The organism is Microbacterium invictum (assembly GCF_034421375.1).
GTDB classification, from domain to species: domain Bacteria; phylum Actinomycetota; class Actinomycetes; order Actinomycetales; family Microbacteriaceae; genus Microbacterium; species Microbacterium invictum_A.
The window spans coordinates 3,093,867-3,115,398 of record NZ_CP139779.1; the positions used below are offsets into that span (position 1 = coordinate 3,093,867).

A 21,532-nucleotide genomic window follows, 5' to 3' on the forward strand; every position below is an offset into this window, starting at 1 on the left:
TGTCCCGGCGCTACCGGATCGGTGCCGGGGTGACGCCGAACGGCGCGAGCCCGGCTGCGCCGCCGTCGGGCGCGGTGAGCACCCACACACCGTCATCATGCACCGCAACGCTATGTTCCCAGTGTGAGCCGGCCGACCCGTCGACGGTCGAGACGGTCCAGCCGTCGTCCTCGACGAACGTCGCATCCGACCCCGCGACCACCATCGGCTCGATCGCGAGGGCGAGACCGGGCTGCACCTCGGGGCCGGGATCGTCGACGCGGTAGTTGAACACCGATGGCGACTCGTGCATCTTCCGCCCGATGCCGTGACCGACGTACTCGCGGAGGATGCCGTAGTCCTCGCCGTGGGCGCGGATGTAGTCCTCGATCGCCGCACCCACGTCCGCGATGTGGCGGGCGGACGCCAGCGCCGCGATGCCCGCCCACAGCGACCCCTCCGTCACGCGCGAGAGATGCTCGCGCTCGGCCACGAGCTCGGGGCGCGACGGGTCGGGGAGCACGACGGTGAACGCCGAATCCCCGTTCCATCCCTTGTACTCGGCACCGGCATCGATGGAGAGGATGTCACCGGGCTCGAGCGGCCGGTCGCCGGGGATGCCGTGCACCACCTGCTCGTTCACCGAGGCGCAGACGGTGTGGCGGTACCCGCGCACCATCTGGAAGTTCGATTTCGCGCCGCGCGAGACGATCAGGTCGGATGCCGCGGCATCCAGCTCGAGCGTCGTGACACCGGGTGCGATGAGGGCCTTCACCGCGGCGAGGGCGTCGGCGGTGATAAGACCGGGGTCGACCATCGCCCGCAGCTGCGCGGGGGTCTTGTAGATCGAGCGGCGAAGTCCCACGACGGGGCTCACGCGGCGGCCGGGCTCCCGAGGCCGCGGGCCCGGAGAGCGGCGAGGATGCGATCGGTGATCTCGTCGACCGATCCCGTGCCGTCGATCTCGTCGACGATGCCCCGGGTGGCGTACACGCCGATGATCGGCGCCGTCTCGCTCTCGTAGATCGCCAGACGCTGCGCGATGACGGTTTCGGTGTCGTCGGCGCGACCCTGCTCGAGCGCCCGCTTGCTGAGGCGCGCGATGGACTCCTCGCGAGGGACCTCGAGCACGATGACCGCGTCGAGCTTCTCATCGCGCCCGCCCAGGAACTCATCCAGGTGCATCACCTGCGGGAGGTTCCGCGGGTAGCCGTCGAGGAGGAATCCGCCCGCGGCATCCTCCTTCGACAGCCGGTCGCGCACGACGGCGCTCGTCAGCTCGTCGGGGACGAGCTGCCCGGCGTCGATGATCTCCTTGACCTGCACGCCGAGGTCGGTGCCGCCGGCGACGTTGGCGCGGAAGACGTCGCCGGTCGAGACGACGGGCACGCCCAGCGCCTCGGCGATGCGGACGCCCTGGGTGCCCTTGCCCGAGCCCTGGGGACCGACGATGAGAAGGCGAGCCATCAGCGCAGGAGCCCTTCGTAGTGACGCTGCTGCAGCTGCGCGTCGATCTGCTTGACGGTCTCAAGACCCACACCGACGATGATGAGTATCGAGGCGCCGCCGAACGGGAAGTTCTGGTTCGCCCCGACGAGCGCCAGCGCGAACAGCGGCAGGAGCGCGACGAGGCCGAGGTAGATCGAGCCCGGGAGGGTGATGCGGGTCAGCACGTAGTCGAGGTACTCCGCGGTCGGGCGCCCGGCGCGGATGCCGGGGATGAATCCGCCGTACTTCTTCATGTTGTCGGCGACGTCGACCGGGTTGAAGGTGATCGCGACGTAGAAGTAGGTGAACCCGACGATGAGCAGGAAGTACAGCGCCATGTACAGCGGGTGGTCGCCCGAGACGAGGTACTGCTGGATCCACGCGACCCAGCCCGGAACCTCCTGGCCCGGCTGCGGCTGGTTGAACTGCGCGATGAGGGCGGGGATGTACAGCAGTGACGAGGCGAAGATCACCGGCACCACACCGGCCATGTTGACCTTGATCGGGATGTAGGTGTTCGTGCCGCCGTACGTGCGCCGGCCGACCATGCGCTTGGCGTACTGGACGGGGATCCGCCGCTGCGACTGCTCGACGAAGACGACCAGCGCGACGACGACCATGCCGACGGCGAGGACGAGGAGGAAGACCTCGAAGCCGCGCGACTGGGCGATGGCCCACATCGAGGCGGGGAAGGCGGCGGCGATCGAGGTGAAGATCAGCAGCGACATGCCGTTGCCGATGCCCCGCTCGGTGACGAGCTCGGCGAACCACATGATGAGGCCCGTGCCGGCGGTCATCGTGATGATCATCAGCAGCTGCGCCCACCACACGTCGTTGGTGAGGAGCTGCTCGCACTCGGGGATGCCGGTGATGCCGAACAGCTGGCCGCTGCGCGCCACGGTCACGAGGGTCGTCGACTGCAGGAGCGCCAGCGCGATCGTCAGGTACCGGGTGTACTGGGTGAGCTTGGCCTGCCCCGCCTGGCCCTCCTTGTACAGCGCCTCGAAGTGCGGGATGACCACGCGCAGCAGCTGCACGATGATCGTCGCCGTGATGTAGGGCATCACCCCGAGCGCGAAGATGGACAGCTGCAGCAGCGCCCCGCCCGAGAACAGGTTCACCAGCGACAGCAGGCCCTCAGTGCCGGCGCTGTCGCGCAGGCAGGACTGGACGTTCGGGAAGTCCACGAACGGTGCCGGCACGTGCGCGCCGAGGCGGTACAGGGCGATGATGGCCAGGGTGAAAGCGATCTTCCGCCGCAGATCCGGAGTGCGGAAGACACGCGCGATGGCGCTGAACAAGAGGCTGCCTCCATTGGGGATGCCGACGACCACGTGGGCACGCCGACTCCCAGGGTAACGCGAGGAGGGGCCGGAGCGAACTCCGACCCCTCCTGCAGGCCTTACTGGGCGGTGCCCGCCGACTCGCCGGCCGAGACCGAGCCGCCTGCGGCGACGATCTTCTGCTCGGCGGAGCCCGACACCTTGTCGACCGAGACGTTGAGCGCGACCGAGATGTCGCCGGTGCCGAGCACCTTGACCTTCTCGTTCTTGCGCACCGCGCCCTTGGCGACGAGGTCGCCGATGGTCACGTCGCCGCCCTGCGGGTAGAGCTCGGCGAGCTTGTCGAGGTTGACCACCTGGTACTCGACGCGGAACGGGTTCTTGAACCCGCGCAGCTTCGGCGTACGCATGTGGAGGGGCATCTGCCCGCCCTCGAAGCCGACCTTGACCTGGTACCGGGCCTTGGTTCCCTTGGTACCGCGACCGGCCGTCTTACCCTTCGAACCCTCACCACGACCCACGCGGGTCTTCGCGGTGTGAGCGCCGGGGACCGGGCGGAGGTGGTGCACCTTGAGCACGCCCGGGCGCGAAGCCGGGGCATCCTTCTTGGGTGCGCTCTTCGCGGCGGTCTCCTTCTTCGGCGCAGCCTTGCGCGCCGTGGTCTTCTTCGGCGCGGACTCGACGGCCTCGACCGTCTCTTCCTTCTTCTCCGCCATCAGTCGATCTCCTCAACCTTCACGAGGTGGGCGACGGTGCGCACGTACCCGCGGGTCTGGGCGTCATCGGGACGGACGACGGTGTCGCCGATCCGCTTGAGACCCAGGCTCCGGAGGGTGTCGCGCTGATTCTGCTTCTCGCTCACCTTGGACTTGATCTGCGTCACCTTCAGACGCGCGGCCATCAGGCACCTACCTTCGCTGCAGCCGCGGCCTCGGCCTCGGCGCGGACCAGACGCGCGGGAGCGACCTGGTCGAAGTCCAGTCCACGACGCGCGGCGACGTGACGGGGCTCCTCCAGCTGCTTCAGCGCCGCGACGGTCGCGTGAACGATGTTGATCGTGTTCGACGACCCCAGCGACTTCGACAGCACATCGTGGATTCCCGCGCACTCGAGGACGGCACGCACCGGGCCGCCCGCGATCACGCCGGTACCGCCGGCGGCGGGGCGCAGCAGCACCACACCGGCAGCGGCCTCACCCTGGACGGGGTGCGGGATGGTCGAGCCGACGCGAGGCACGCGGAAGAAGTTCCGCTTGGCCTCTTCGACGCCCTTCGAGATCGCCAGCGGCACCTCGCGGGCCTTGCCGTAGCCGACACCCACGAGCCCGTTGCCGTCGCCGACGACGACGAGCGCCGTGAAGCTGAAGCGGCGACCACCCTTGACGACCTTCGACACGCGGTTGATCGTCACGACGCGCTCGAGGAACTGGCTCTCGCTGCGGTCGCGCGACCCGCGGTCGCGGTTGGGGTTGCGCTCACGTCCACCGCGGCGCGGCTCGCGCTCACGCTCGGCAGGAGCGGTAGCGGTGGCGGCCTCGGCCGGAGCCTCGGCAGCGGCCTCTGCGGTCACGTTGTTCTCCTTGTTGTCACTCACAGGTTGAGCCCCCCTTCGCGGGCGCCGTCGGCGATGGCCGCGACACGACCTGCGTATCGGTTGCCGCCGCGGTCGAACACCACGTCGGAGACGCCGGCGGCCTTCGCGCGCTCAGCGACCAGCTCGCCGACCTTGCGGGCCTTGGCGGTCTTGTCGCCGTCGAATCCGCGCAGGTCGGTTTCAAGCGTCGATGCGGATGCCACGGTGTGGCCCTTGCTGTCGTCGACGACCTGGACGAACACGTGACGTGCCGAACGGGTGACGACCAGGCGGGGACGCTCGGAGGAGCCGACGACCTTCTTGCGAAGGCGGGCGTGACGGCGCGATCGCGCGTCGGACTTCGTCTTCACAGCCATGGTTACTTACCAGCCTTTCCGGCCTTGCGCCGGACGACCTCGCCGGCGTAGCGCACACCCTTGCCCTTGTACGGCTCGGGCTTGCGGATCTTGCGGATGTTCGCAGCCACCTCGCCGACGGCCTGCTTGTCGATGCCGCTCACGGTGACCTTGTTGTTGCCCTCGACCGTGAGCGTGATGCCCGCGGGGGGCTCGACGAGCACCGGGTGCGAGAAGCCGAGCGCGAACTCGATCGAGCTGCCCTTCTGCGCGACGCGGTAGCCGGTGCCGACGACCTCGAGGCCCTTGGTGTAGCCCTGGGTGACGCCGATGATGTTGTTGTTGATGAGCGTGCGGGTCAGGCCGTGGAGCGACCGAGACTCGCGCTCGTCGTCGGGACGGGTGACGATCACCTGGTTGTCCTCGACCTTGACTTCGATGGGGCGGGCCACGGTGAGCGCAAGCTCGCCCTTGGGGCCCTTGACCGCGACATCCTGCCCGGTCACCGTGATGGTGACGCCGGAGGGGATGTCGATCGGCAGACGTCCGATACGCGACATGTCAGATCACCACACGTAGGCGAGGACTTCCCCACCCACGCCCTTCTGCTCGGCCTGCCGGTCGGTGAGAAGACCGGAGGAGGTGGACAGGATGGCAACGCCGAGGCCGCCGAGGACCGTGGGGATCTCAGAGGACTTCGCGTAGACGCGCAGTCCCGGCTTCGACACGCGCTTGATGCCGGCGATGGACCGCTCGCGGTTCGGGCCGTACTTCAGCGTCAGGGTGAGCGTCTGGCCGACACGGGCCTCCTCGACGGCCCAGTCGGAGATGTAGCCCTCCTGCTTGAGGATGTCGGCGATGTGGGTCTTGAGCTTCGAGCTCGGCAGCGACACGGAGTCGTGGTGCGCCGAGTTCGCGTTGCGCAGACGGGTCAGCATGTCAGCGACCGGGTCTGTCATCGTCATTTCTTAGCTTCTTTCGTTCATGAGGTATCGGCAGCCGTTACACGACTGACGACCTTCCATGGTCAGGTGTTACTGCTGTGCACCCTCGGTGCGGAAGGGGAAGCCGAGGTGTCGCAGGAGCGCGCGGCCCTCGTCATCCGTCTTCGCCGACGTCACGATCGTGATGTCGAACCCGCGGACGCGGTCGATCTTGTCCTGGTTGATCTCGTGGAAGACCGACTGCTCCTGCAGACCGAAGGTGTAGTTGCCGTTGCCGTCGAACTGCTTTCCCGACAGGCCGCGGAAGTCGCGGATGCGGGGCAGCGCCAGGTTGACCAGACGGTCCAGGAACTCCCACGCGCGGTCACCGCGGAGGGTGACGTGCGCGCCGATGGCCTGGCCCTCGCGCAGCTTGAACTGCGCGATGGACTTGCGGGCCTTGGTCACGACCGGCTTCTGGCCGGTGATCTTGGTGAGGTCGTCGACCGCACCATCGATCACCTTGCTGTCGCGAGCGGCCTCGCCGACACCGGTGTTGACCACGACCTTCACCAGACCCGGGATCTGCATGACGTTGGCGTAGCCGAACTCGTCCTGCAGCTTCTTCTGGATCTCGGACTTGTACTTCTGCTTCAGGCGGGGCTGGATTTTGCCAGCCTCGACGGCAGTTGCGCTGCTCATATTCAGAGGTCCTTGCCTGACTTCTTCGCGTAGCGGACGCGCACGGTGCGCTTCACGCCGTCCTTGGCCTGCTCCTCGACGCGGTGACCGACACGGGTCGGCTTCTTCGTCTGGGGGTCTACCAGGGAGACGTTGGAGATGTGGATCGGGGCTTCCATCGTTTCGATGCCGCCCGTCTTGGTGCCGCGCTGGGACTGACCCACGCGGTTGTGCTTGGTGACGAAGTTCACGCCCTCGACGATCACGCGGTTCTGCTCGGGAAGGACCTCGAGGACCTTGCCCTGCTTACCGCGGTCTCCGCCGCGCTCGGGCTTGGCGCCCGAGATGACCTGAACCAGGTCGCCCTTCTTGATCTTCGCCATGATCAGATGACCTCCGGGGCGAGCGAGACGATCTTCATGAACCGCTTGTCGCGCAGTTCACGGCCGACCGGCCCGAAGATGCGGGTGCCGCGGGGCTCCCCGTCGCTCTTCAGGATGACGGCGGCGTTCTCGTCGAACTTGATGTATGAGCCGTCGGCACGTCGGGTCTGCTTGACCGTTCGGACGACGACCGCCTTGACGACGTCGCCCTTCTTGACGTTGCCGCCGGGGATGGCGTCCTTGACGGTGGCGACGATGACGTCGCCGAGGCCCGCGTAGCGGCGGTTGGAGCCGCCGAGCACGCGGATGGTGAGCAGCTCCTTGGCGCCGGTGTTGTCGGCGACCTTCAGCCGGGATTCGTTCTGGATCACTTGGCCTTCTCCACGATCTCGACCAGACGCCAGCGCTTGGTCGCGCTCAGCGGGCGGGTCTCGTTGATGACGACCAGGTCGCCGATGCCGGCGGTGTTGCCCTCATCGTGCGCCTTCACCTTGGAGGTGCGGCGGATGACCTTGCCGTACAGCGGGTGCTTCACGCGGTCCTCGACCTCGACGACGATGGTCTTGTCCATCTTGTCGCTGACGACGTAGCCGCGGCGGGCCTTGCGGTACCCGCGGGCATCGGCGTCGCGCACATCGTGCTCGGCGCTCTCGTGGCCCTTGACCTGCTCCGTGGCGGCGTCGGCCTTCTTGGTGGTGGCCATCACTCAGCCCCCTCTTCCTTCGCGACCGAGTCAGCGGCATCCGCCTTCTTGGCCTTCGTCTTCTTCGTCTTCGTCGCGGTCTCGACGGGCGCGGGCGTGGCACGGATGCCGAGCTCGCGCTCACGGATCACGGTGTAGAGCCGCGCGATGTCGCGCTTGACGGCGCGGATGCGGCCGTGGCTCTCGAGCTGGCCGGTGGCCGACTGGAAGCGCAGGTTGAACAGCTCCTCCTTGGCCTTGCGCAGCTCCTCGACCAGGCGCTGGTCTTCGAACGTGTCGAGCTCGCTCGGTGCGAGCGTCTTGGTGCCGATCGCCATTACGCGTCGCCCTCCTCGCGCTTGATGATGCGTGCCTTCAGGGGCAGCTTGTGGATGGCACGGGTCAGCGCCTCACGAGCGAGCTGCTCGTTGACGCCCGAGACCTCGAAGAGGACCCGGCCCGGCTTGACGTTGGCGACCCACCACTCGGGGGAACCCTTACCGGAACCCATGCGGGTCTCGGCGGGCTTCTTGGTGAGCGGTCGGTCGGGGTAGATGTTGATCCACACCTTGCCGCCACGCTTGATGTGACGGGTCATCGCGATACGAGCGGACTCGATCTGACGGTTCGTCACGTACGCGGGGGTGAGGGCCTGGATGCCGAACTCGCCGAAGGAGACCTTCGTGCCGCCGGTGGCCTGGCCCGAGCGACCCGGGTGGTGCTGCTTGCGGTACTTGACCTTGCGGGGAATGAGCATTACGCCGACGCTCCTTCTGCGACGGGGGCCTCGCTGCGGGGGCCGCGACGACGGTCGCCGCGGTCGTCACGACCGCGCGACTTCGGCGCGTTGGCCTGCTCGCGTGCGAGTTCCTTGTTGGTGAGGTCGCCCTTGTAGATCCAGACCTTCACGCCGATGCGGCCGAAGGTGGTCTTGGCCTCGTAGAAGCCGTAGTCGATGTTCGCGCGGAGCGTGTGCAGGGGCACACGGCCTTCGCGGTAGAACTCCGACCGGCTCATCTCCGCGCCGCCGAGACGGCCGGAGACCTGGATGCGGACGCCCTTGGCGCCGGCGCGCTGCGCGCCCTGCAGCCCCTTGCGCATCGCACGGCGGAACGCCACGCGAGCCGAGAGCTGCTCGGCGATGCCCTGAGCGACCAGCTGAGCGTCGGCCTCGGGGTTCTTGACCTCGAGGATGTTCAGCTGGATCTGCTTGCCGGTGAGCTTCTCGAGGTCGGCGCGGATGCGCTCGGCCTCGGCCCCGCGGCGACCGATCACGATGCCCGGGCGGGCCGTGTGGATGTCGACGCGGACGCGGTCACGGGTGCGCTCGATCTCGATGTTGCTGACACCGGCGCGGTCGAGCTGCTTCTGCAGCAGCTGACGGATCTTGATGTCCTCGGCCACGTAGTCGGCGTAGCGCTGACCGGGCTTCGTCGAGTCGGAGAACCACCGCGACACGTGGTCGGTGGTGATGCCGAGGCGGAAGCCGTACGGGTTGACCTTCTGTCCCATTACTTGCTCGCCTTCTTCGTCGGAGCTGCGGGAGCGGACTCGGCCACCTCGGGCGTCGAGAGCATGACGGTGATGTGGCTGGTGCGCTTCTTGATCTGGAACGCGCGGCCCTGGGCGCGGGGCTGGAAACGCTTGAGCGTCGTGCCCTCGTCCACGTACGCGTTCTTCACGTACAGGTCGGCGTCGTCGAGGTACTCGTTCTCCTTGTCGGCCTTGACGCGAGCGTTCGCGATGGCCGATTCGACGAGCTTGTAGATGGGCTCACTGGCGCTCTGCTGAGCGAACTTCAGGATGGCCAGGGCCTCCTGAGCCTGCTTGCCCTTGATGAGAGCGACGACACGACGAGCCTTCTGAGGGGTCACGCGGATGTGTCGCACGCGTGCGATGGACTCCACCATTTCTCTCTCCTTGCGCCCCCGCGTCAGCGGCGGCGGCCCTTCTTGTCGTCCTTCTCGTGACCGCGGAAGGTGCGGGTGGGCGCGAACTCGCCCAGCTTGTGGCCGACCATGGTCTCGGTCACGAACACGGGGATGTGCTTGCGACCGTCGTGCACCGCGATCGTGTGGCCGAGCATGGCCGGCACGATCATCGAGCGACGTGACCAGGTCTTGATGACGTTCTTGGTTCCCGCCTCGTTCTGCGAAACAACCTTGCGAAGCAGGTGCTCGTCGACGAAGGGGCCCTTCTTAAGACTGCGTGGCATCTGAAGTTCCTACCTACTTGCGCTTCTTGCCGGCGTTGCGACGGCGGACGATGAGCTTGTCGCTCTCCTTGTTGGCGTGGCGGGTGCGACCCTCGGCCTGACCCCACGGCGACACCGGGTGGCGTCCGCCGGACGTCTTGCCCTCACCACCACCGTGCGGGTGGTCGACCGGGTTCATCGCGACACCGCGCACGGTCGGGCGGACGCCCTTCCAGCGCTTGCGGCCGGCCTTGCCCCAGTTGATGTTCGACTGCTCGGCGTTGCCGACCTCGCCGATCGTCGCGCGGCAGCGGACGTCGACGTTGCGGATCTCGCCCGAGGGCAGGCGCAACTGGGCGTACGGACCGTCCTTGGCGACCAGACGCACCGCGGCACCGGCCGAACGGGCCATCTTCGCGCCGCCGCCGGGGCGGAGCTCGATGGCGTGGATGACGGTACCGGTGGGGATGTTGCGCAGCGGCAGGTTGTTGCCGGGCTTGATGTCGGCCGAGGGACCCGACTCCACCACGTCGCCCTGCGCCAGCTTGTTCGGCGCGAGGATGTAGCGCTTCTCGCCGTCGACGTAGTGCAGCAGCGCGATGCGCGCGGTGCGGTTGGGGTCGTACTCGATGTGGGCGACCTTGGCGTTGACGCCGTCCTTGTCATCCCGACGGAAGTCGATGACGCGGTACTGGCGCTTGTGGCCACCACCGATGTGACGGGTCGTGATGCGGCCCTGGTTGTTCCGGCCACCGGTCTTTGCCAGCGGGCGGAGGAGGGACTTCTCGGGCGTCGATCGGGTGATCTCGGCGAAGTCCGCCACCGACGAGCCCCGGCGACCGGGGGTCGTGGGCTTGTACTTGCGAATAGCCATGTTCTCTCGTCCTTATCCCGCCGGTCAGCCGACCGCGGTGAAGATGTCGATGGTGCCCGACTTCAGGGTCACGATGGCGCGCTTGGTGTCCTTGCGCTTGCCCATGCCGAAGCGGGTGCGACGGGCCTTGCCCGTGCGGTTCAGCGTGTTGACCGAGGCCACCTTGACGCCGAAGATCTTCTCGATGGCGAGCTTGATCTCGGTCTTGGTCGCCCGCGTATCGACGAGGAAGGTGTACTTGCCCTCGTCGATGAGCCCGTAGCTCTTCTCGGACACGACCGGCTTCAGGATGATGTCGCGCGGGTCCTTGTTGACGGCGATGTTGCTCATGCCGAGACCTCCTCGGTGGTCGCCGTGCGCGCCGCCACGAAGGCGTCGTACGCGGCCTTGGTGAAGACGATGTCGTCGGAGACGAGCACGTCGTAGGCGTTCAGCTGGTCGAAGGACAGCACGTGCACGTACGCGAGGTTGCGAACGCTCAGGACGCTGACCTCGTCGGAACGCTCCACCACGACCAGGACGTTCTTGACGGCGCCCAGTGCGGTGAGCACGGATGCCGCGGCCTTCGTCGAGGGCGCATCGGTCACGCCGAGGGACTCGACGATATGCAGGCGCTCGCCACGGGCGCGGTCGCTCAGGGCGCCCAGGAGCGCTGCGGCGATCATCTTCTTGGGGGTGCGCTGCGAGTAGTCGCGGGGCTGCGGGCCGTGGACGGTGCCACCGCCGCGGTGCTGCGGCATGCGGACCGAACCCTGACGGGCGTTACCCGTGCCCTTCTGCTTGAAGGGCTTGCGACCCGAGCCCGAGACGTCGCCGCGGGTCTTGGTGGCGTGCGTCCCCTGGCGGGCGGCGGCGCGCTGGGCGACGACGACCTGGTGGATCAGCGGGATGTTCGTCTTGACGTCGAAGAGCGCGGCGGGCAGCTCGACAGAGCCGGCCTTCTTGCCGTCGGCCTTGAGGACGTCGAGCGCGAGAGTGGAGTCAGCCATGTCGATCAGGCACCCTTCACTGCGTTGCGGACGTAGACGGTGCGGCCACGGGCGCCGGGGACGGCGCCCTTGACGAGCAGCAGACCCTTCTCGGCGTCCACGGCGTGCACCGTGAGGTTGAGAACGGTCACGCGCTCGCCGCCCATACGGCCGGCCATGCGCATGCCCTTGAAGACGCGGCTCGGGGTCGACGAGGCGCCGATCGAACCGGGCTTGCGGTGGTTGCGGTGTGCACCGTGCGAGGCCGAGACGCCCGCGAAGTTGTGACGCTTCATCACACCCGCGGTGCCCTTGCCCTTGCTGGTGCCGACGACGTCGACCAGCTGGCCGGCCTCGAACACGCCGTCCACCGTGAGCTCCTGACCGAGTGAGTAGTCAGCGGCGTCAGCGGTGCGCACCTCGGTGAGGTGGCGGCGGGGGGTGACGCCCGCGGCCTCGAAGTGGGCCGTCAGGGGCTTGTTCACCTTGCGGGGGTCGATGGCGCCGGCGGCGATCTGGACGGCCGAGTAGCCGTCCTTCTCCGCGGTGCGGATCTGGGTGACCACGTTGGGGGTCACCTCGATGACGGTGACGGGAACGAGCTTGCCGTTCTCATCCCAGACCTGGGTCATGCCGAGCTTGGTGCCCAGCAGTGCCTTGGAAATCTTCTCGTTGATGTGTGCCATGTCGACGAACCTCAGAGCTTGATCTCGATGTTGACGTCGGCCGGCAGGTCAAGGCGCATCAGCGAGTCGACGGCCTTGGGCGTGGGATCGATGATGTCGATCAGACGCTTGTGGGTGCGCATCTCGAAGTGCTCGCGGCTGTCCTTGTACTTGTGGGGCGACCGGATGACGACGACGACGTTCTTCTCCGTCGGGAGGGGCACGGGGCCCACGACGGTCGCGCCGGCACGGGTCACGGTGTCGACGATCTTGCGCGCCGACGAGTCGAGACCGGCGTGGTCGTACGACTTCAGTCGGATGCGGATCTTCTGTCCCGCCATGTGTCTGCTCACTCTCTTTCCGCGTCTTACCGTCCCGGAGGGCCCGGGGGCATTGGACGCACGGTGGCGCTGACGCGCCGTGGCACTTTCGCACCGCTTGCGCAGTGCGTGCTGCACCGCTGTTCTGCTGTCAATCCGGGCACGCGCGGCACCCGGCATCCGTGTCCCCCTCGGCACGCGAACATGCGGCTCTCGAGCCGATGGGGAAGGATTGTGTTGTTCTGCTGCCCGCGGCCTAGGCCTCTGGCGCTTTCGCACCGCCTATGCACTGCCCTGGCAGTGATCCGTCGCACGCCGAAGCGCGCCGGAATGTGGAACTGGAACAGTCTACGTGTCGCCCGGGCGTGTCGCAAACTCGGGCGTGTCGCGCCGGCGTGCCGGGCAGGATCGGCCTGCTACTGGTTGCCGATGTGCTTATCGATGTTGTCCCGGACGCCGTCGACGTGCTGGTCGACACTGTCGGGGGCGACCTTCTTGACGAACTCCGCCGCGGCGTCGAGAGCCTTGTCGCTGACGCCCTCGGCCTGCTCCGACTTCAGCGTCTCGGCGATCTTGTCCTTGTTCTGGTCGAGGAATTGCTTCCCCTGATTCATCAGGTCGTCGATGCCCATTGCCTGCTCCTTCGCGAGGGTGTGACGCCCATCATGCTCTCTTCCGACCCTGGTCGCGAGTGTTCGCGGCACACGGGAGGAGATCGACGCGTGGGAGGCGCCTACCGCCGCATCCATCCTCCCGCATGCCGATCTCCTCCCGCCTGCGAGCGCGACCTCTCCTGCACTCGCGTGCGGCGCCGTCACTCTTGCACAGATTGCGGCGACGGTCCCCGCCGACGCTCACGACGGCGTCACCCTGTGAGGGTGATACCGCTCGAAGAACGGAGGGATGCCGCGGCGCGGCGTCGCCGCGACGGGGTGCTCGCAGCCGTCGCCCGGGCAGGCGGCGTTTCATCCGTGGCTGCGCTGAAGCAGGGCGGACACAGCCGGCACGTCATCGACCGTCTCTGCGCCGACGGGGCGCTGCTCCGGCTGCGAAAGGGATGGGTCGCTCTTCCGACCGCGGACCCTCACCTCATGGCGGCCGCCCGGCACGGAGTCGTCCTGACCTGCGTCACCCAGGCGGAGCGGTTGGGGCTGTTCGTCCTGCATTCCCCGGCGACGCCGCACGTCGCCGCGCCACCCCACTCCGGCCGCGCCGGGCGTCTCGCCGCGACGGTCCACTGGTCGACGCCGGCGGTGCCGCGGCCTCCGGGCACCCTCGTCGACGGCATCGAGAACGTGCTCGTCGTCATCGCCGGATGCCTCCCCTTCGAAGACGCCCTCGTCGTCTGGGAGTCGGCATTCCGCCGCGGTCTCACGACCCCTGCCGCCCTCGCCCGACTGAACCTGCCGACTGGCGCCCGCGCACTCCTGGAGGCCGCAGACGTCTTCTCCGACTCCGGGCTGGAGACGCTTGTGGTCCCGAGGCTCCGGTGGCTCGGGCTGCCGCTGCGCCGCCAGGTGTGGATTGCCGGCCATCGCGTCGACCTGCTCATCGGCGAGCGGCTCGTGCTGCAGATCGACGGTGCGACCCACACGGGGGTGCAGCGCACGAGCGACATCGCTCATGATGCCGAGCTGATGCTGCTCGGCTACCACGTCATCCGCGTCGGCTACGAGCAGGTCGTGCATCGTTGGCCCGAGGTGCAGGAACGCATCATGCGCGCCGTCGCCCAGGGTCTTCATCACGCGTGAGCCAAAAGGTCTCGCACCGCCGCGGGTGTTGGTCGGGACCGCGTACCCCGACGGCGCACGAGCCGAGCGCACCCGCCTCGCCGCACGAGCCTGCCGCGCGGTCGTGGCGCGTGATCCAGCCGCGAACCACAGCCGCGTGATCCGCCCGCAAGCCCCCAGGCGTTTGGTCCAGCCACAGGTTCCGTCCGCACGGTCCCTGCCGCACGTTCCAGCCGCACACGGGAGGAGATCGACATACGGGAGGGCGATCCGCGTGAGGAGATCAGCCGCTGCGCGGATCTCCTCCCGTCTGCTGGTCAGGACGCGGGGAGGGGGCGTCGGGCACGCCCTGGGCGGGGGCGTCGGGCACACCCTGGGCGGAGGCGTCGGGCACACCGGAGACAGACGGGTCGGGCACACCGGAGGCGGAGCCTGCAGATTCAGCGAGACGCGGTCGCGCAGGCCGGCCGGACAGCCAGATGTAGAGCACCGCGCCGGAGATCACCGCCGCGGAGATCACGACCCACCACGGGAACGTGGGGATGTCGGGTCGTTTGCCGGCGTCATCCAGGTCCTGCTGGGGGGTGGGGATGACCCGCTCCCCCGTGACGAGGATGCGGTGGCTGTTGACTCCGAGCGGCGTGCAGGTCACGAGGGTCATCAGGTCGCGCCCGGCCTGGGGCAGGAGCGCCTCGGTGTCTTCGGGCTGCACGACGACGGTGCGGACCACCCGGTAGGTCAGCACCTCGCCGAAGACCTCGACGGTGAAGGTGTCATCGACCTCGACGCGGTCGAGGTGCGTGAAGAGCTCGGATGTCGCGAGGCCGCGATGAGCAGTGAGGACCGAGTGGGTGGAGGCTCCGCCGACCGGAAGGGCGGTGCCCTGGAGATGGCCGACACCGCGACGGAGGACCGTCTCGCTCGTGCCGTGGTAGATCGGCAGGTCGATCTGGACGGAGGGGATCTTCAGGCGCGCCATCAGTCCGTCGGCATCGGCGGCGAGGACGGAGTCGTAGGCGGAGGCGTCTTCCGTGTCGCGCGCGAGCGGAAGACGCTCATTGGCCGCGACGTCGGCGCCGCCGGTGATCTCGGCGTTGTACTCGCGTGCGCGCTCGAGCTCCTGGCGGAGAGTGCCGGCGCCCAGATCGCGGATGCCGTCGGAGTACCCGTCGATGCGCTGGGACTGCTCGTACTGCGAGAACCAGGCGGCGATCGACGGATACTGCAGCAGGCCTGCGCCGAGGATGCACAGAACGGCGATGACGGTCGGGATGACCGGCATCCGCCAGGCGCGGGCGGCGCGGGCCCGGCGCGCGTCGCGCCGGAGGCGCGCCGACGGGGGTGGAGCGTCGGAACGCTCCACCCCCGCCTTCGTCATGCGTGCGATGCTACGCGCGGGTCAGACCGCGGCGCTGTCCGCAACGCGCGCCTGCGCGGCGCGACGGCGCGCGACGATCACGGCCGCACCGAGCGCGGTGAGGATCATCGCCGCACCGCCGACGCTGAACCACAGACCGCCGTCACCACCGGTGAGCGGGAGCGCGAAGGCCGGCACCTGCTGGTGCTGGAATTCGACGTAGTTGCGCACCGGCGGCACCGTGGAGGTCTCGCCCGCGACGACCTGCGTCACGACGCGGTCGGGCGTCGGGAGCTGGAAACCGGCGGGCGGAGTGACCTCGCGCACGTAGTAGGTGCCCGGCGTGATGATCGGGATCTCGACGAAACCGTCAGCGCCGGTGGTCCACTGCGAGATCCCGTCGATGACGATCGGGTTCTGGTTGCGGTCGGCATCCTGCTGGGTGAGATAGACCTGGTACACCGCGCCCTGCAGCGGCGTACGGTCGCCGTTACCGATCGCCTCGAAGGCGAACACCGTGAGCTGACCGATCGGCGTCACACCGATCACGGTCTCGGTCGAGCCGTTGACGGTGCCCGTCGCGATGTTCTCGATGCTGCCATCGGCCGGAATCGCCACCGCACGGGTCAGCACGTTGAAGCTCACTTCACCGCCCTGGAGGTTCGAGAGGCGCAGCAGGCCCGCCGGCGTGAAGGTCAGTGTCTGGTCGGCACCCGTCGTGGTGATCGCGTAGTCCGTCCCGGCGACGAAGTTCTGCGGGATGCCCGCGGCGTTCGTCACGACGACGTTCGTCGGCGTCACGCCCGTCGGGGGCGTTTCCACGTACTCGAGCTCGGCCGGGATGGTGTCGGTGAGCACGAAGTTCTCGATGGTGTCGCCGGCTGCCAGCGTGGGGATGCTCGCCGCGATCGCCCAGCGGATGAGGTCGGGGTTGCGCGCCTCGACGGAGTTGGCCGCCGGGGCGATCCGCGTCTTGGTCAGCTCGGTCACCGCATTCTTGGGGTAGACGTGAACGTCGTAGATCCACTCATTCGCCGGAGCGCCGCTTGGGCCCGTCGGGAAGGGGAGGGTGACGAGGAACGGAGCGACGGGATTGGTCGCCTCGTCGGGGAGGGTCGTCTCGGTGACGAGGTAGAGGCCGATCGGCAGATCTCCGGGGAAGGTCGCAACACCGGCCGTGTTCGTCGGGCCGGACGTGAACGACGACGCGGAAAGCCGTGTCGCTGCCTGTGCGGGCGTCAGGTTGGCGACGATCTCCCACCCCTGCGGAGTCAAGAGGTCGACGTCAGCCACCAGGGTCGCCGTGAACTCGGCGCCGGCGAGCGGGGTCCCCGGAACGCTCGGCAGTTCCTGACCGGTGCCGATCTGCTGCGGGCTTTCGGGACCGAGGGCGAACTTGTGGACGGTCAGGCTTCGCGCCTGTGTCGGGTCGATGTTTCCGGGCAGGGTGACCCCCTGCGCGGGCGCGACCGCCGCGATGGCGGTCAGCACGCCGAGCGTCAGCGCGCCCAGGGCGGCTGTCGCCCGTCGGGCGATGGATGTGGACATTTTTCTTTCCCCCTTGGTTGTGGTGGTGGAGTGCGATGGTTTCGCGTCTGAGATGGGTTGGGTGGGATCGGTTGGGCTCATGGGCCTGCCTCCTTCGGGCCGACGTCTTTGCGGCGCCACGCATGCAGCACGCCGCCGATGAGGGCGAGGATGAGGAGGGCACCACCGGTGAGGAGGAACGCGTCGGCGCTCGTTCCTCCCGTGAGCGGCAGTGCCGGGGGCTGGACGGGCGCGTTGACGAATCGGTAGACCGCGCTCTGGCCGGGCGCGGGCGCGGTGACGGACGCGGAGTCGACCGTCACCCACGTCGACCCCACGAGGCGCTCGAGCCGAAGCTGCCGGTATGCGATCCGGCTGTTCGGGTCCGTCGTGGTCTCCGACAGGGTGTACCCGTGGCCGGGCCGCACCTCGAAGGTGTTGGCCGGGTTGCCCGACGCGCTGTAGGCGGCGCCGACGCGGGTCTGCGTCGGAAGGGCGGCTCCCGCCAGCGCCGCAGGGGCGGCGGTCAGGCGCCAGTCGCCGACCTGGAAGCCCGGACGGGGGTTCTCCACCTGTTTGAGCAGCGTCATCGACGCCGTGGCGAAGGAGACGGTGCAGACGAGCGCCGCGCCGGGGGCGGCGGTCACCTCGCTCGCCGCCGACACGGGCACGGGCTGGCCGGCTCCGTCGACGCACTGCCAGGTCCCGGTCTGCACGTAGGCGGGGTTTCCGCCCGCGAACCCGAGCCGGTAGGCCGCCCCGGGCGTGACTCGCCCACTCGCGGACGGGGCGCCCGATACCCCTGAGGGACCGGGCAACGCTCCCGCCGGCGCTCCGGCGACGAGGGTCCATTCGGTCGGCTGCGCCGACCCGAAGGTCACAGCCGACACGAGCGTGAGGGTGGCCGACGGTCGGTTGGTGAAAACGCAGTCCACCGTGTTCCCCGGCGCGATGTCGGTATTGACGCTCGCGCGAACGACTCCCGCGACGGTCGTCACCGAGACCGGCGCATTCGCACCGTTCACGGTGCACGCGAGGCTCTGGTAGCGGAAGCCCTGCTGCTCCGTCTCGGTGACGGTGATGCGCCCGCGGTTGTTCGCCGCCCCGAAGAGAAGTCGCCAACTGGCCGAACCATCGGCACCCGTCTGCTGCTCGGGGTTTCGTGACGGGAGCGCCGTCACTGTGCTGCCGGTGTTGGCCTGCACCGTCGTGCCGACGGTCCAGCCGGGCGCGGGAGCCCGGTTCCCGCCGGCCTCATCCTCGATGATCTTCGTCACCCGAACGGTGGCGAACGGCTGCGGGGTGTTGAAGAACGTGCAGGCGACGCCGACACTCAGGCGGTTGGGGATCCGCACGGCCACCGATCGGTCGGTTCCGTTGGCGATACGCACGCCCTCGGCCCAGCACTCGTACACGGTCGTGTAGCTGGTGAGGGGGGTGGGCGACCCGGTCGCCATGGTCTCGGCGATGGTGACGGTGGTGTCGATCTGCACCGGAACGGGACCCACACGCGCCGACTGCAGGCCCGCCGCCGTCCCCGACGTGGTCGCGACCGCCGACTCGACGGCCGGAGAGCCGGTCGACAATGCAAGCCGGAACTGGTCGGTCCCCGAGATCCGCGAGCCGACGACGTTCTTCTCGATCGAGATGGTCGCGGGCGTGGCGCAGCCGGCGAGGTCGGTGCTGCCGCTCGCGGGCGTCACGCTGTTGATGCTGGCGCGCGGGCTGCCCGGAACGCGCACCCAGGTCGTGGGGTCGAACTGGTAGGCGAGCGTGCCGTTGCCCAGGTAGACGGTCCCTCGCGGCGAGAAGGCCATCCCGTTGACGCCGGTGAGCGCGTTGTTGGCATCGGTTCCGCTGAGGCCGCGTCGGATGGTGGCGCTGGCGGTGAGCGTCCCGCCCGCCGCCTGCGAGAGCGTCTGCTGCGTCACGGTGAACAGTCCGACGCTGCTGGAGTCGCTCGGGGTCTGCACGATGTGGAGGTTCCCGGCGGCGTCGAAGGCGATGTCGCCGTTCTCGCCCGCCGTCGTCCCGGTGTTGACCTGCCCGAGGTACAGGAAGTCGCTCGTGCCCGGTGCGTCAGGAGCGTACTGCCACAGGCGCACCGACCCGGCGTCGGTCTTGCCGACGATGTAGGTGCCCGTGAGGGGGTTCACCGCACCGGCGATGATCGTTCCCGCCAGGGCTGCGCCGCTGCGGTTCTGCAGAGCACCCTGAGCCGTCGTCAGGGCCGTCCGCGTCGCCTGCAGCGCCCCGCCGGCCGACGCGGTGTATCGGATCACCGCCGTGACGTTCGCCGATCCGGTATCACGGTCCAGGGCGAACGCCACTGTGCCGTCGTTGTTGATCCCGAGCGCGTTGGCGTCGGTCGTCCCCGCGACGGCACCGAGGATCTGGCTGACGTTCCCCGCTCCCGAGCCGTTGACCTGCGCGATCGAGCCGTTGGCCCGAAGGGCGTAGTAGTAGGTGCCGTCGCAGTACAGGCGCGCCACCTGAGGGGTGTTCGTGAAGGTGCACTCGATCGCCGCGCCCGCTTCGTCCGGGATGGTGATCGAGCCCGACACGGATGACCCGGTCGCGATCGTCACCCCGCCGCGGGAGCACTCGTACCCGGTCGTATAGGTGCTCAGACTCGCGCTCGTGACGACGGTCTCGGAGATCGTGTACGTCGCGCCACGGGTGACCGGCAGTGGTCCGAGCTGCACGGACTGGATGCCCGTGGCCGAACCGGTGGTCGTAGCCGCCGCGACCTCGTTCCCCCCGAGGCTGAGCGCCAGCCGGAACTGGTCGGCGGGAAGGGAGCGCCCGGCGACGCTCTTCCGGATGGCGATGGTCGCGGGCGGCTCGACCGTCAGCGTGGCGTTCTCCGGCGCGACCAGGGTCGTCGTGACGTTCGCGGGGCCGTCGGTATATGTCCCGGGGTTGGCGGCGACGACGTTCACCGTCACGGTGCAGCTGGCCGCGCCCGCCGCCAAGTCGCCGCCGGTGACGGTGATACTCGACCCGCCGGAGGCTGCTTGCACGCTGAAGGCGGCTCCCGTGGTGCTGCTGCAGCTCCCGCCTACGGCGGGAGTGGGAGCCACGGCGAGGCCGGCGGGCAGAGCGTTGGCGAAGCTCCAGTCCGGCTTCGCGGCGAGCTCGGCGGTGTTCGTGACCGTGAAGGTGAGCGTCGTGGGACTACCCGCCGTCACCGTCGCCGGGGTGAAGGCGAGGTCGAGGCTCGGTGTCGCATCGAGGAGACGGAGGTTGTCGAGGGCCAGATCGTTCCCGGCCGACGAGAGCACCTGGTTGGAGATGCGGATGCGGGCCGAAGCAGCCTCCGCCGGTGTCAGCTGCACAGCGGTGTCGGTCGTGAATCGTCCGGCGCGCACCGCGAGTGTGCTGCCGAAATTGGCCGTCTGACTGTCCCCGGCGTTGATGAGAGGCGAGTTGTACCGCCCGCCGGCGACGTTGCACGCGACGATCGGCGCGCCGGTCAGCGTTCGCGTGGTGGTGCCCACGAGCAGGGCGACGTCCAGGCGCGCGTTGTTGTTCGCACCGCCGGGCCGAAGCGGGCAGGAGTCCTCGGCGACATCCAGCGAAACGGCGTAATACCGATTGGTCGTCGGCGCGGCATTCAGCGGCGATCCCGCGCGGGCCTCGAGCACGACCGTCTGCGCGGTCGTCGCGGTGCCGGTCATCGAGAGCTCCGCCGTGGCCCGATTGGCGCGCGTGGTCACTGTAGAGCCGTTGACGGGGGCGGTATCCGTCGTCCCACCGGTCACCCCCGCGTTCACCTGTCCCAGGACGTCGGCGAGGCGGCGAGCCTGCCGCTGGGTGAGGGCGTCGACGGTCGCCGTGTCGGCGTCGCACAGCGCCGTGGTACCGGCGAAGCCGCTGTCGTAGCGCAACAGGACGCCGTTGCAGTTGGCCGCGCTCCCCCAGAAGGTCGAGGCGGTGTAACGGAAGGTCGCCGTCGTCGGGTACTGGGACAGTGCGATCGGCGCTGTCCCGGCGACATCGTCGAACGACTCGGACCACACCGCCACCGGTGCCTCCGGAATGCCGGCGGCCAGGGGACGGATGTCGCCGGGCGCGGCGTCGCGCACCGCAGCGGGTGCGCCGGTATCGAATGCGGTGGCGGGCGCCGCGTCGAGCGCGGCCGCAGGCGACACCAGGCCGGCGCCGACCAGCACCAGAGGCGCGAGCGCCGCGAGCGCGCGCAGCAGACTGCGCCGCCCGGCGCGCGCGCGAGCGCGACCGCCGAAGGACATGAGACAACCCCGGACCAGGCGCGCCGAGGCGCGCGCGAACATGACAGAGGCGCCGAGGCGAGCGACGCCGGTGCGGGGGAAAAAAAGCCACGTTGCGAGGATCCCCGCCGTTCTCACGAGGGGAGTATGCGTTTTCCATGCCCTGCGCTCAGCAGTAAACCATCGAAGCCGGCTTCAGGCAACTCGACGGCGTGTCGCCAGGGAAAACGGTTGGTGAATCGCTCCAGAACGTGCCGTCGCCGACGGCGAGGACACGGCGAGGACACGAAGAAGCCCCCCGGGTGACCCGGGGGGCTT

Annotated in this window: 28 protein-coding genes; 1 reads left to right on the plus strand and 27 read right to left on the minus strand. The window is 68.8% G+C overall.

Annotated features, from left to right (window positions below; genetic code table 11):
- Positions 1 to 10: 10 nt before the first annotated feature.
- From map to T9R20_RS15020, 24 genes are all read right to left on the minus strand, one after another.
- The gene (gene map / locus T9R20_RS14905) at positions 11 to 844 is read right to left on the minus strand and encodes a type I methionyl aminopeptidase (protein ID WP_322412198.1); all 834 of its coding nucleotides are present in this window, start codon (positions 842 to 844) and stop codon (positions 11 to 13) included.
- Between the two features lie 8 nt (positions 845 to 852).
- A complete protein-coding gene (locus tag T9R20_RS14910; protein WP_322410100.1) occupies positions 853 to 1,446 on the minus strand; it encodes an adenylate kinase in 594 nt (197 codons plus the stop codon).
- The gene (gene secY, locus T9R20_RS14915) at positions 1,446 to 2,768 is read right to left on the minus strand and encodes a preprotein translocase subunit SecY (RefSeq protein WP_248239846.1); all 1,323 of its coding nucleotides are present in this window, start codon (positions 2,766 to 2,768) and stop codon (positions 1,446 to 1,448) included. The genes T9R20_RS14910 and secY overlap by 1 nt, the downstream gene beginning before the upstream one ends.
- A 101-nt stretch (positions 2,769 to 2,869) precedes the next feature.
- Entirely contained in the window at positions 2,870 to 3,466 is a 597-nt protein-coding gene (gene rplO / locus T9R20_RS14920) for a 50S ribosomal protein L15 (RefSeq protein WP_322410101.1), read from the minus strand.
- Entirely contained in the window at positions 3,466 to 3,651 is a 186-nt protein-coding gene (rpmD, locus tag T9R20_RS14925) for a 50S ribosomal protein L30 (protein WP_124291696.1), read from the minus strand. Before rpmD ends, rplO begins: the two co-directional genes overlap by 1 nt.
- The gene (gene rpsE / locus T9R20_RS14930) at positions 3,651 to 4,343 is read right to left on the minus strand and encodes a 30S ribosomal protein S5 (RefSeq protein WP_416182916.1); all 693 of its coding nucleotides are present in this window, start codon (positions 4,341 to 4,343) and stop codon (positions 3,651 to 3,653) included. Before rpsE ends, rpmD begins: the two co-directional genes overlap by 1 nt.
- Complete coding sequence (gene rplR, locus T9R20_RS14935) at positions 4,340 to 4,699, minus strand: 50S ribosomal protein L18 (protein ID WP_289261938.1); 360 nt, start codon at positions 4,697 to 4,699, stop codon at positions 4,340 to 4,342. The genes rpsE and rplR overlap by 4 nt, the downstream gene beginning before the upstream one ends.
- Positions 4,700 to 4,701: 2 nt before the next feature.
- Entirely contained in the window at positions 4,702 to 5,238 is a 537-nt protein-coding gene (gene rplF / locus T9R20_RS14940) for a 50S ribosomal protein L6 (RefSeq protein WP_124291699.1), read from the minus strand.
- 6 nt (positions 5,239 to 5,244) lie between these two features.
- Positions 5,245 to 5,643 (minus strand): 30S ribosomal protein S8, encoded by a 399-nt coding sequence (gene rpsH / locus T9R20_RS14945; RefSeq protein WP_322410104.1) that lies wholly within the window; start codon positions 5,641 to 5,643, stop codon positions 5,245 to 5,247.
- A 69-nt stretch (positions 5,644 to 5,712) separates the two neighbouring features.
- Positions 5,713 to 6,303 carry a 50S ribosomal protein L5 gene (rplE, locus tag T9R20_RS14950; protein WP_322410105.1) on the minus strand — a complete coding sequence of 197 codons (591 nt, stop codon included), beginning with the start codon at positions 6,301 to 6,303 and terminating at the stop codon, positions 5,713 to 5,715.
- A gap of 2 nt (positions 6,304 to 6,305) precedes the next feature.
- On the minus strand, positions 6,306 to 6,665 hold the full coding sequence (gene rplX, locus T9R20_RS14955; RefSeq protein WP_289261931.1) for a 50S ribosomal protein L24: 360 nt from the start codon (positions 6,663 to 6,665) through the stop codon (positions 6,306 to 6,308).
- 2 nt (positions 6,666 to 6,667) lie between these two features.
- On the minus strand, positions 6,668 to 7,036 hold the full coding sequence (rplN, locus tag T9R20_RS14960; protein WP_322410107.1) for a 50S ribosomal protein L14: 369 nt from the start codon (positions 7,034 to 7,036) through the stop codon (positions 6,668 to 6,670).
- Positions 7,033 to 7,368, minus strand: a complete 336-nt coding sequence (rpsQ, locus tag T9R20_RS14965) for a 30S ribosomal protein S17 (RefSeq protein WP_322410108.1) — start codon at positions 7,366 to 7,368, stop codon at positions 7,033 to 7,035. Before rpsQ ends, rplN begins: the two co-directional genes overlap by 4 nt.
- Positions 7,368 to 7,685, minus strand: coding sequence for a 50S ribosomal protein L29 (rpmC, locus tag T9R20_RS14970; RefSeq protein WP_322410110.1), 318 nt, complete (start codon positions 7,683 to 7,685; stop codon positions 7,368 to 7,370). Before rpmC ends, rpsQ begins: the two co-directional genes overlap by 1 nt.
- A complete protein-coding gene (gene rplP, locus T9R20_RS14975; RefSeq protein WP_124291705.1) occupies positions 7,685 to 8,104 on the minus strand; it encodes a 50S ribosomal protein L16 in 420 nt (139 codons plus the stop codon). The genes rpmC and rplP overlap by 1 nt, the downstream gene beginning before the upstream one ends.
- Positions 8,104 to 8,859 carry a 30S ribosomal protein S3 gene (gene rpsC / locus T9R20_RS14980; RefSeq protein WP_124291706.1) on the minus strand — a complete coding sequence of 252 codons (756 nt, stop codon included), beginning with the start codon at positions 8,857 to 8,859 and terminating at the stop codon, positions 8,104 to 8,106. Before rpsC ends, rplP begins: the two co-directional genes overlap by 1 nt.
- Positions 8,859 to 9,257 carry a 50S ribosomal protein L22 gene (gene rplV, locus T9R20_RS14985; protein WP_322410111.1) on the minus strand — a complete coding sequence of 133 codons (399 nt, stop codon included), beginning with the start codon at positions 9,255 to 9,257 and terminating at the stop codon, positions 8,859 to 8,861. The genes rpsC and rplV overlap by 1 nt, the downstream gene beginning before the upstream one ends.
- A 23-nt stretch (positions 9,258 to 9,280) precedes the next feature.
- On the minus strand, positions 9,281 to 9,562 hold the full coding sequence (rpsS, locus tag T9R20_RS14990; RefSeq protein ID WP_124291708.1) for a 30S ribosomal protein S19: 282 nt from the start codon (positions 9,560 to 9,562) through the stop codon (positions 9,281 to 9,283).
- A gap of 13 nt (positions 9,563 to 9,575) precedes the next feature.
- A complete protein-coding gene (rplB, locus tag T9R20_RS14995) occupies positions 9,576 to 10,415 on the minus strand; it encodes a 50S ribosomal protein L2 (RefSeq protein ID WP_124291709.1) in 840 nt (279 codons plus the stop codon).
- Between the two features lie 24 nt (positions 10,416 to 10,439).
- On the minus strand, positions 10,440 to 10,745 hold the full coding sequence (gene rplW, locus T9R20_RS15000) for a 50S ribosomal protein L23 (RefSeq protein ID WP_322410112.1): 306 nt from the start codon (positions 10,743 to 10,745) through the stop codon (positions 10,440 to 10,442).
- Positions 10,742 to 11,404, minus strand: a complete 663-nt coding sequence (gene rplD / locus T9R20_RS15005; RefSeq protein WP_322410113.1) for a 50S ribosomal protein L4 — start codon at positions 11,402 to 11,404, stop codon at positions 10,742 to 10,744. Before rplD ends, rplW begins: the two co-directional genes overlap by 4 nt.
- A 5-nt stretch (positions 11,405 to 11,409) precedes the next feature.
- A complete protein-coding gene (gene rplC, locus T9R20_RS15010; RefSeq protein WP_322410114.1) occupies positions 11,410 to 12,069 on the minus strand; it encodes a 50S ribosomal protein L3 in 660 nt (219 codons plus the stop codon).
- 11 nt (positions 12,070 to 12,080) lie between these two features.
- Positions 12,081 to 12,389 (minus strand): 30S ribosomal protein S10, encoded by a 309-nt coding sequence (rpsJ, locus tag T9R20_RS15015; RefSeq protein WP_045246810.1) that lies wholly within the window; start codon positions 12,387 to 12,389, stop codon positions 12,081 to 12,083.
- Positions 12,390 to 12,784: 395 nt separating this feature from the next.
- Positions 12,785 to 13,000 carry an Rv0909 family putative TA system antitoxin gene (locus tag T9R20_RS15020; RefSeq protein ID WP_322410116.1) on the minus strand — a complete coding sequence of 72 codons (216 nt, stop codon included), beginning with the start codon at positions 12,998 to 13,000 and terminating at the stop codon, positions 12,785 to 12,787.
- 246 nt (positions 13,001 to 13,246) lie between these two features.
- Here T9R20_RS15020 and T9R20_RS15025 point away from each other — a divergent pair, with 246 nt between their 5' ends.
- Positions 13,247 to 14,119 carry an endonuclease domain-containing protein gene (locus T9R20_RS15025; RefSeq protein ID WP_322410117.1) on the plus strand — a complete coding sequence of 291 codons (873 nt, stop codon included), beginning with the start codon at positions 13,247 to 13,249 and terminating at the stop codon, positions 14,117 to 14,119.
- 262 nt (positions 14,120 to 14,381) lie between these two features.
- Here T9R20_RS15025 and T9R20_RS15030 read toward each other — a convergent pair whose 3' ends face one another.
- From T9R20_RS15030 to T9R20_RS15040, 3 genes are read right to left on the minus strand one after another with little or no spacing between them, the layout of a single operon-like run.
- Positions 14,382 to 15,476: a class C sortase gene (locus tag T9R20_RS15030; protein WP_322410119.1), complete on the minus strand. Its 1,095-nt coding sequence runs from the start codon at positions 15,474 to 15,476 to the stop codon at positions 14,382 to 14,384.
- A 21-nt stretch (positions 15,477 to 15,497) separates the two neighbouring features.
- Positions 15,498 to 17,084, minus strand: a complete 1,587-nt coding sequence (locus tag T9R20_RS15035; RefSeq protein WP_322410120.1) for a SpaH/EbpB family LPXTG-anchored major pilin — start codon at positions 17,082 to 17,084, stop codon at positions 15,498 to 15,500.
- Positions 17,081 to 21,235, minus strand: a complete 4,155-nt coding sequence (locus T9R20_RS15040) for a hypothetical protein (protein WP_322410121.1) — start codon at positions 21,233 to 21,235, stop codon at positions 17,081 to 17,083. Before T9R20_RS15040 ends, T9R20_RS15035 begins: the two co-directional genes overlap by 4 nt.
- Positions 21,236 to 21,532: the final 297 nt, after the last annotated feature.

Coding starts and splice junctions, on each gene's coding strand:
- T9R20_RS14910 (WP_322410100.1), bottom strand. CDS start 1,446: ATGGCTCGCCTTCTCATCGTCGGTCCCCAGGGCTCGGGCAAGGGCACC.
- rplO (WP_322410101.1), bottom strand. CDS start 3,466: ATGGCGGAGAAGAAGGAAGAGACGGTCGAGGCCGTCGAGTCCGCGCCG.
- rpmD (WP_124291696.1), bottom strand. CDS start 3,651: ATGGCCGCGCGTCTGAAGGTGACGCAGATCAAGTCCAAGGTGAGCGAG.
- rplR (WP_289261938.1), bottom strand. CDS start 4,699: ATGGCTGTGAAGACGAAGTCCGACGCGCGATCGCGCCGTCACGCCCGC.
- rplF (WP_124291699.1), bottom strand. CDS start 5,238: ATGTCGCGTATCGGACGTCTGCCGATCGACATCCCCTCCGGCGTCACC.
- rpsH (WP_322410104.1), bottom strand. CDS start 5,643: ATGACGATGACAGACCCGGTCGCTGACATGCTGACCCGTCTGCGCAAC.
- rplE (WP_322410105.1), bottom strand. CDS start 6,303: ATGAGCAGCGCAACTGCCGTCGAGGCTGGCAAAATCCAGCCCCGCCTG.
- rplX (WP_289261931.1), bottom strand. CDS start 6,665: ATGGCGAAGATCAAGAAGGGCGACCTGGTTCAGGTCATCTCGGGCGCC.
- rpsQ (WP_322410108.1), bottom strand. CDS start 7,368: ATGGCCACCACCAAGAAGGCCGACGCCGCCACGGAGCAGGTCAAGGGC.
- rpmC (WP_322410110.1), bottom strand. CDS start 7,685: ATGGCGATCGGCACCAAGACGCTCGCACCGAGCGAGCTCGACACGTTC.
- rplP (WP_124291705.1), bottom strand. CDS start 8,104: ATGCTCATTCCCCGCAAGGTCAAGTACCGCAAGCAGCACCACCCGGGT.
- rpsC (WP_124291706.1), bottom strand. CDS start 8,859: ATGGGACAGAAGGTCAACCCGTACGGCTTCCGCCTCGGCATCACCACC.
- rplV (WP_322410111.1), bottom strand. CDS start 9,257: ATGGTGGAGTCCATCGCACGCGTGCGACACATCCGCGTGACCCCTCAG.
- rpsS (WP_124291708.1), bottom strand. CDS start 9,562: ATGCCACGCAGTCTTAAGAAGGGCCCCTTCGTCGACGAGCACCTGCTT.
- rplB (WP_124291709.1), bottom strand. CDS start 10,415: ATGGCTATTCGCAAGTACAAGCCCACGACCCCCGGTCGCCGGGGCTCG.
- rplW (WP_322410112.1), bottom strand. CDS start 10,745: ATGAGCAACATCGCCGTCAACAAGGACCCGCGCGACATCATCCTGAAG.
- rplD (WP_322410113.1), bottom strand. CDS start 11,404: ATGGCTGACTCCACTCTCGCGCTCGACGTCCTCAAGGCCGACGGCAAG.
- rplC (WP_322410114.1), bottom strand. CDS start 12,069: ATGGCACACATCAACGAGAAGATTTCCAAGGCACTGCTGGGCACCAAG.
- rpsJ (WP_045246810.1), bottom strand. CDS start 12,389: ATGGCGGGACAGAAGATCCGCATCCGACTGAAGTCGTACGACCACGCC.
- T9R20_RS15020 (WP_322410116.1), bottom strand. CDS start 13,000: ATGGGCATCGACGACCTGATGAATCAGGGGAAGCAATTCCTCGACCAG.
- T9R20_RS15030 (WP_322410119.1), bottom strand. CDS start 15,476: ATGACGAAGGCGGGGGTGGAGCGTTCCGACGCTCCACCCCCGTCGGCG.
- T9R20_RS15035 (WP_322410120.1), bottom strand. CDS start 17,084: ATGAGCCCAACCGATCCCACCCAACCCATCTCAGACGCGAAACCATCG.
- T9R20_RS15040 (WP_322410121.1), bottom strand. CDS start 21,235: ATGTCCTTCGGCGGTCGCGCTCGCGCGCGCGCCGGGCGGCGCAGTCTG.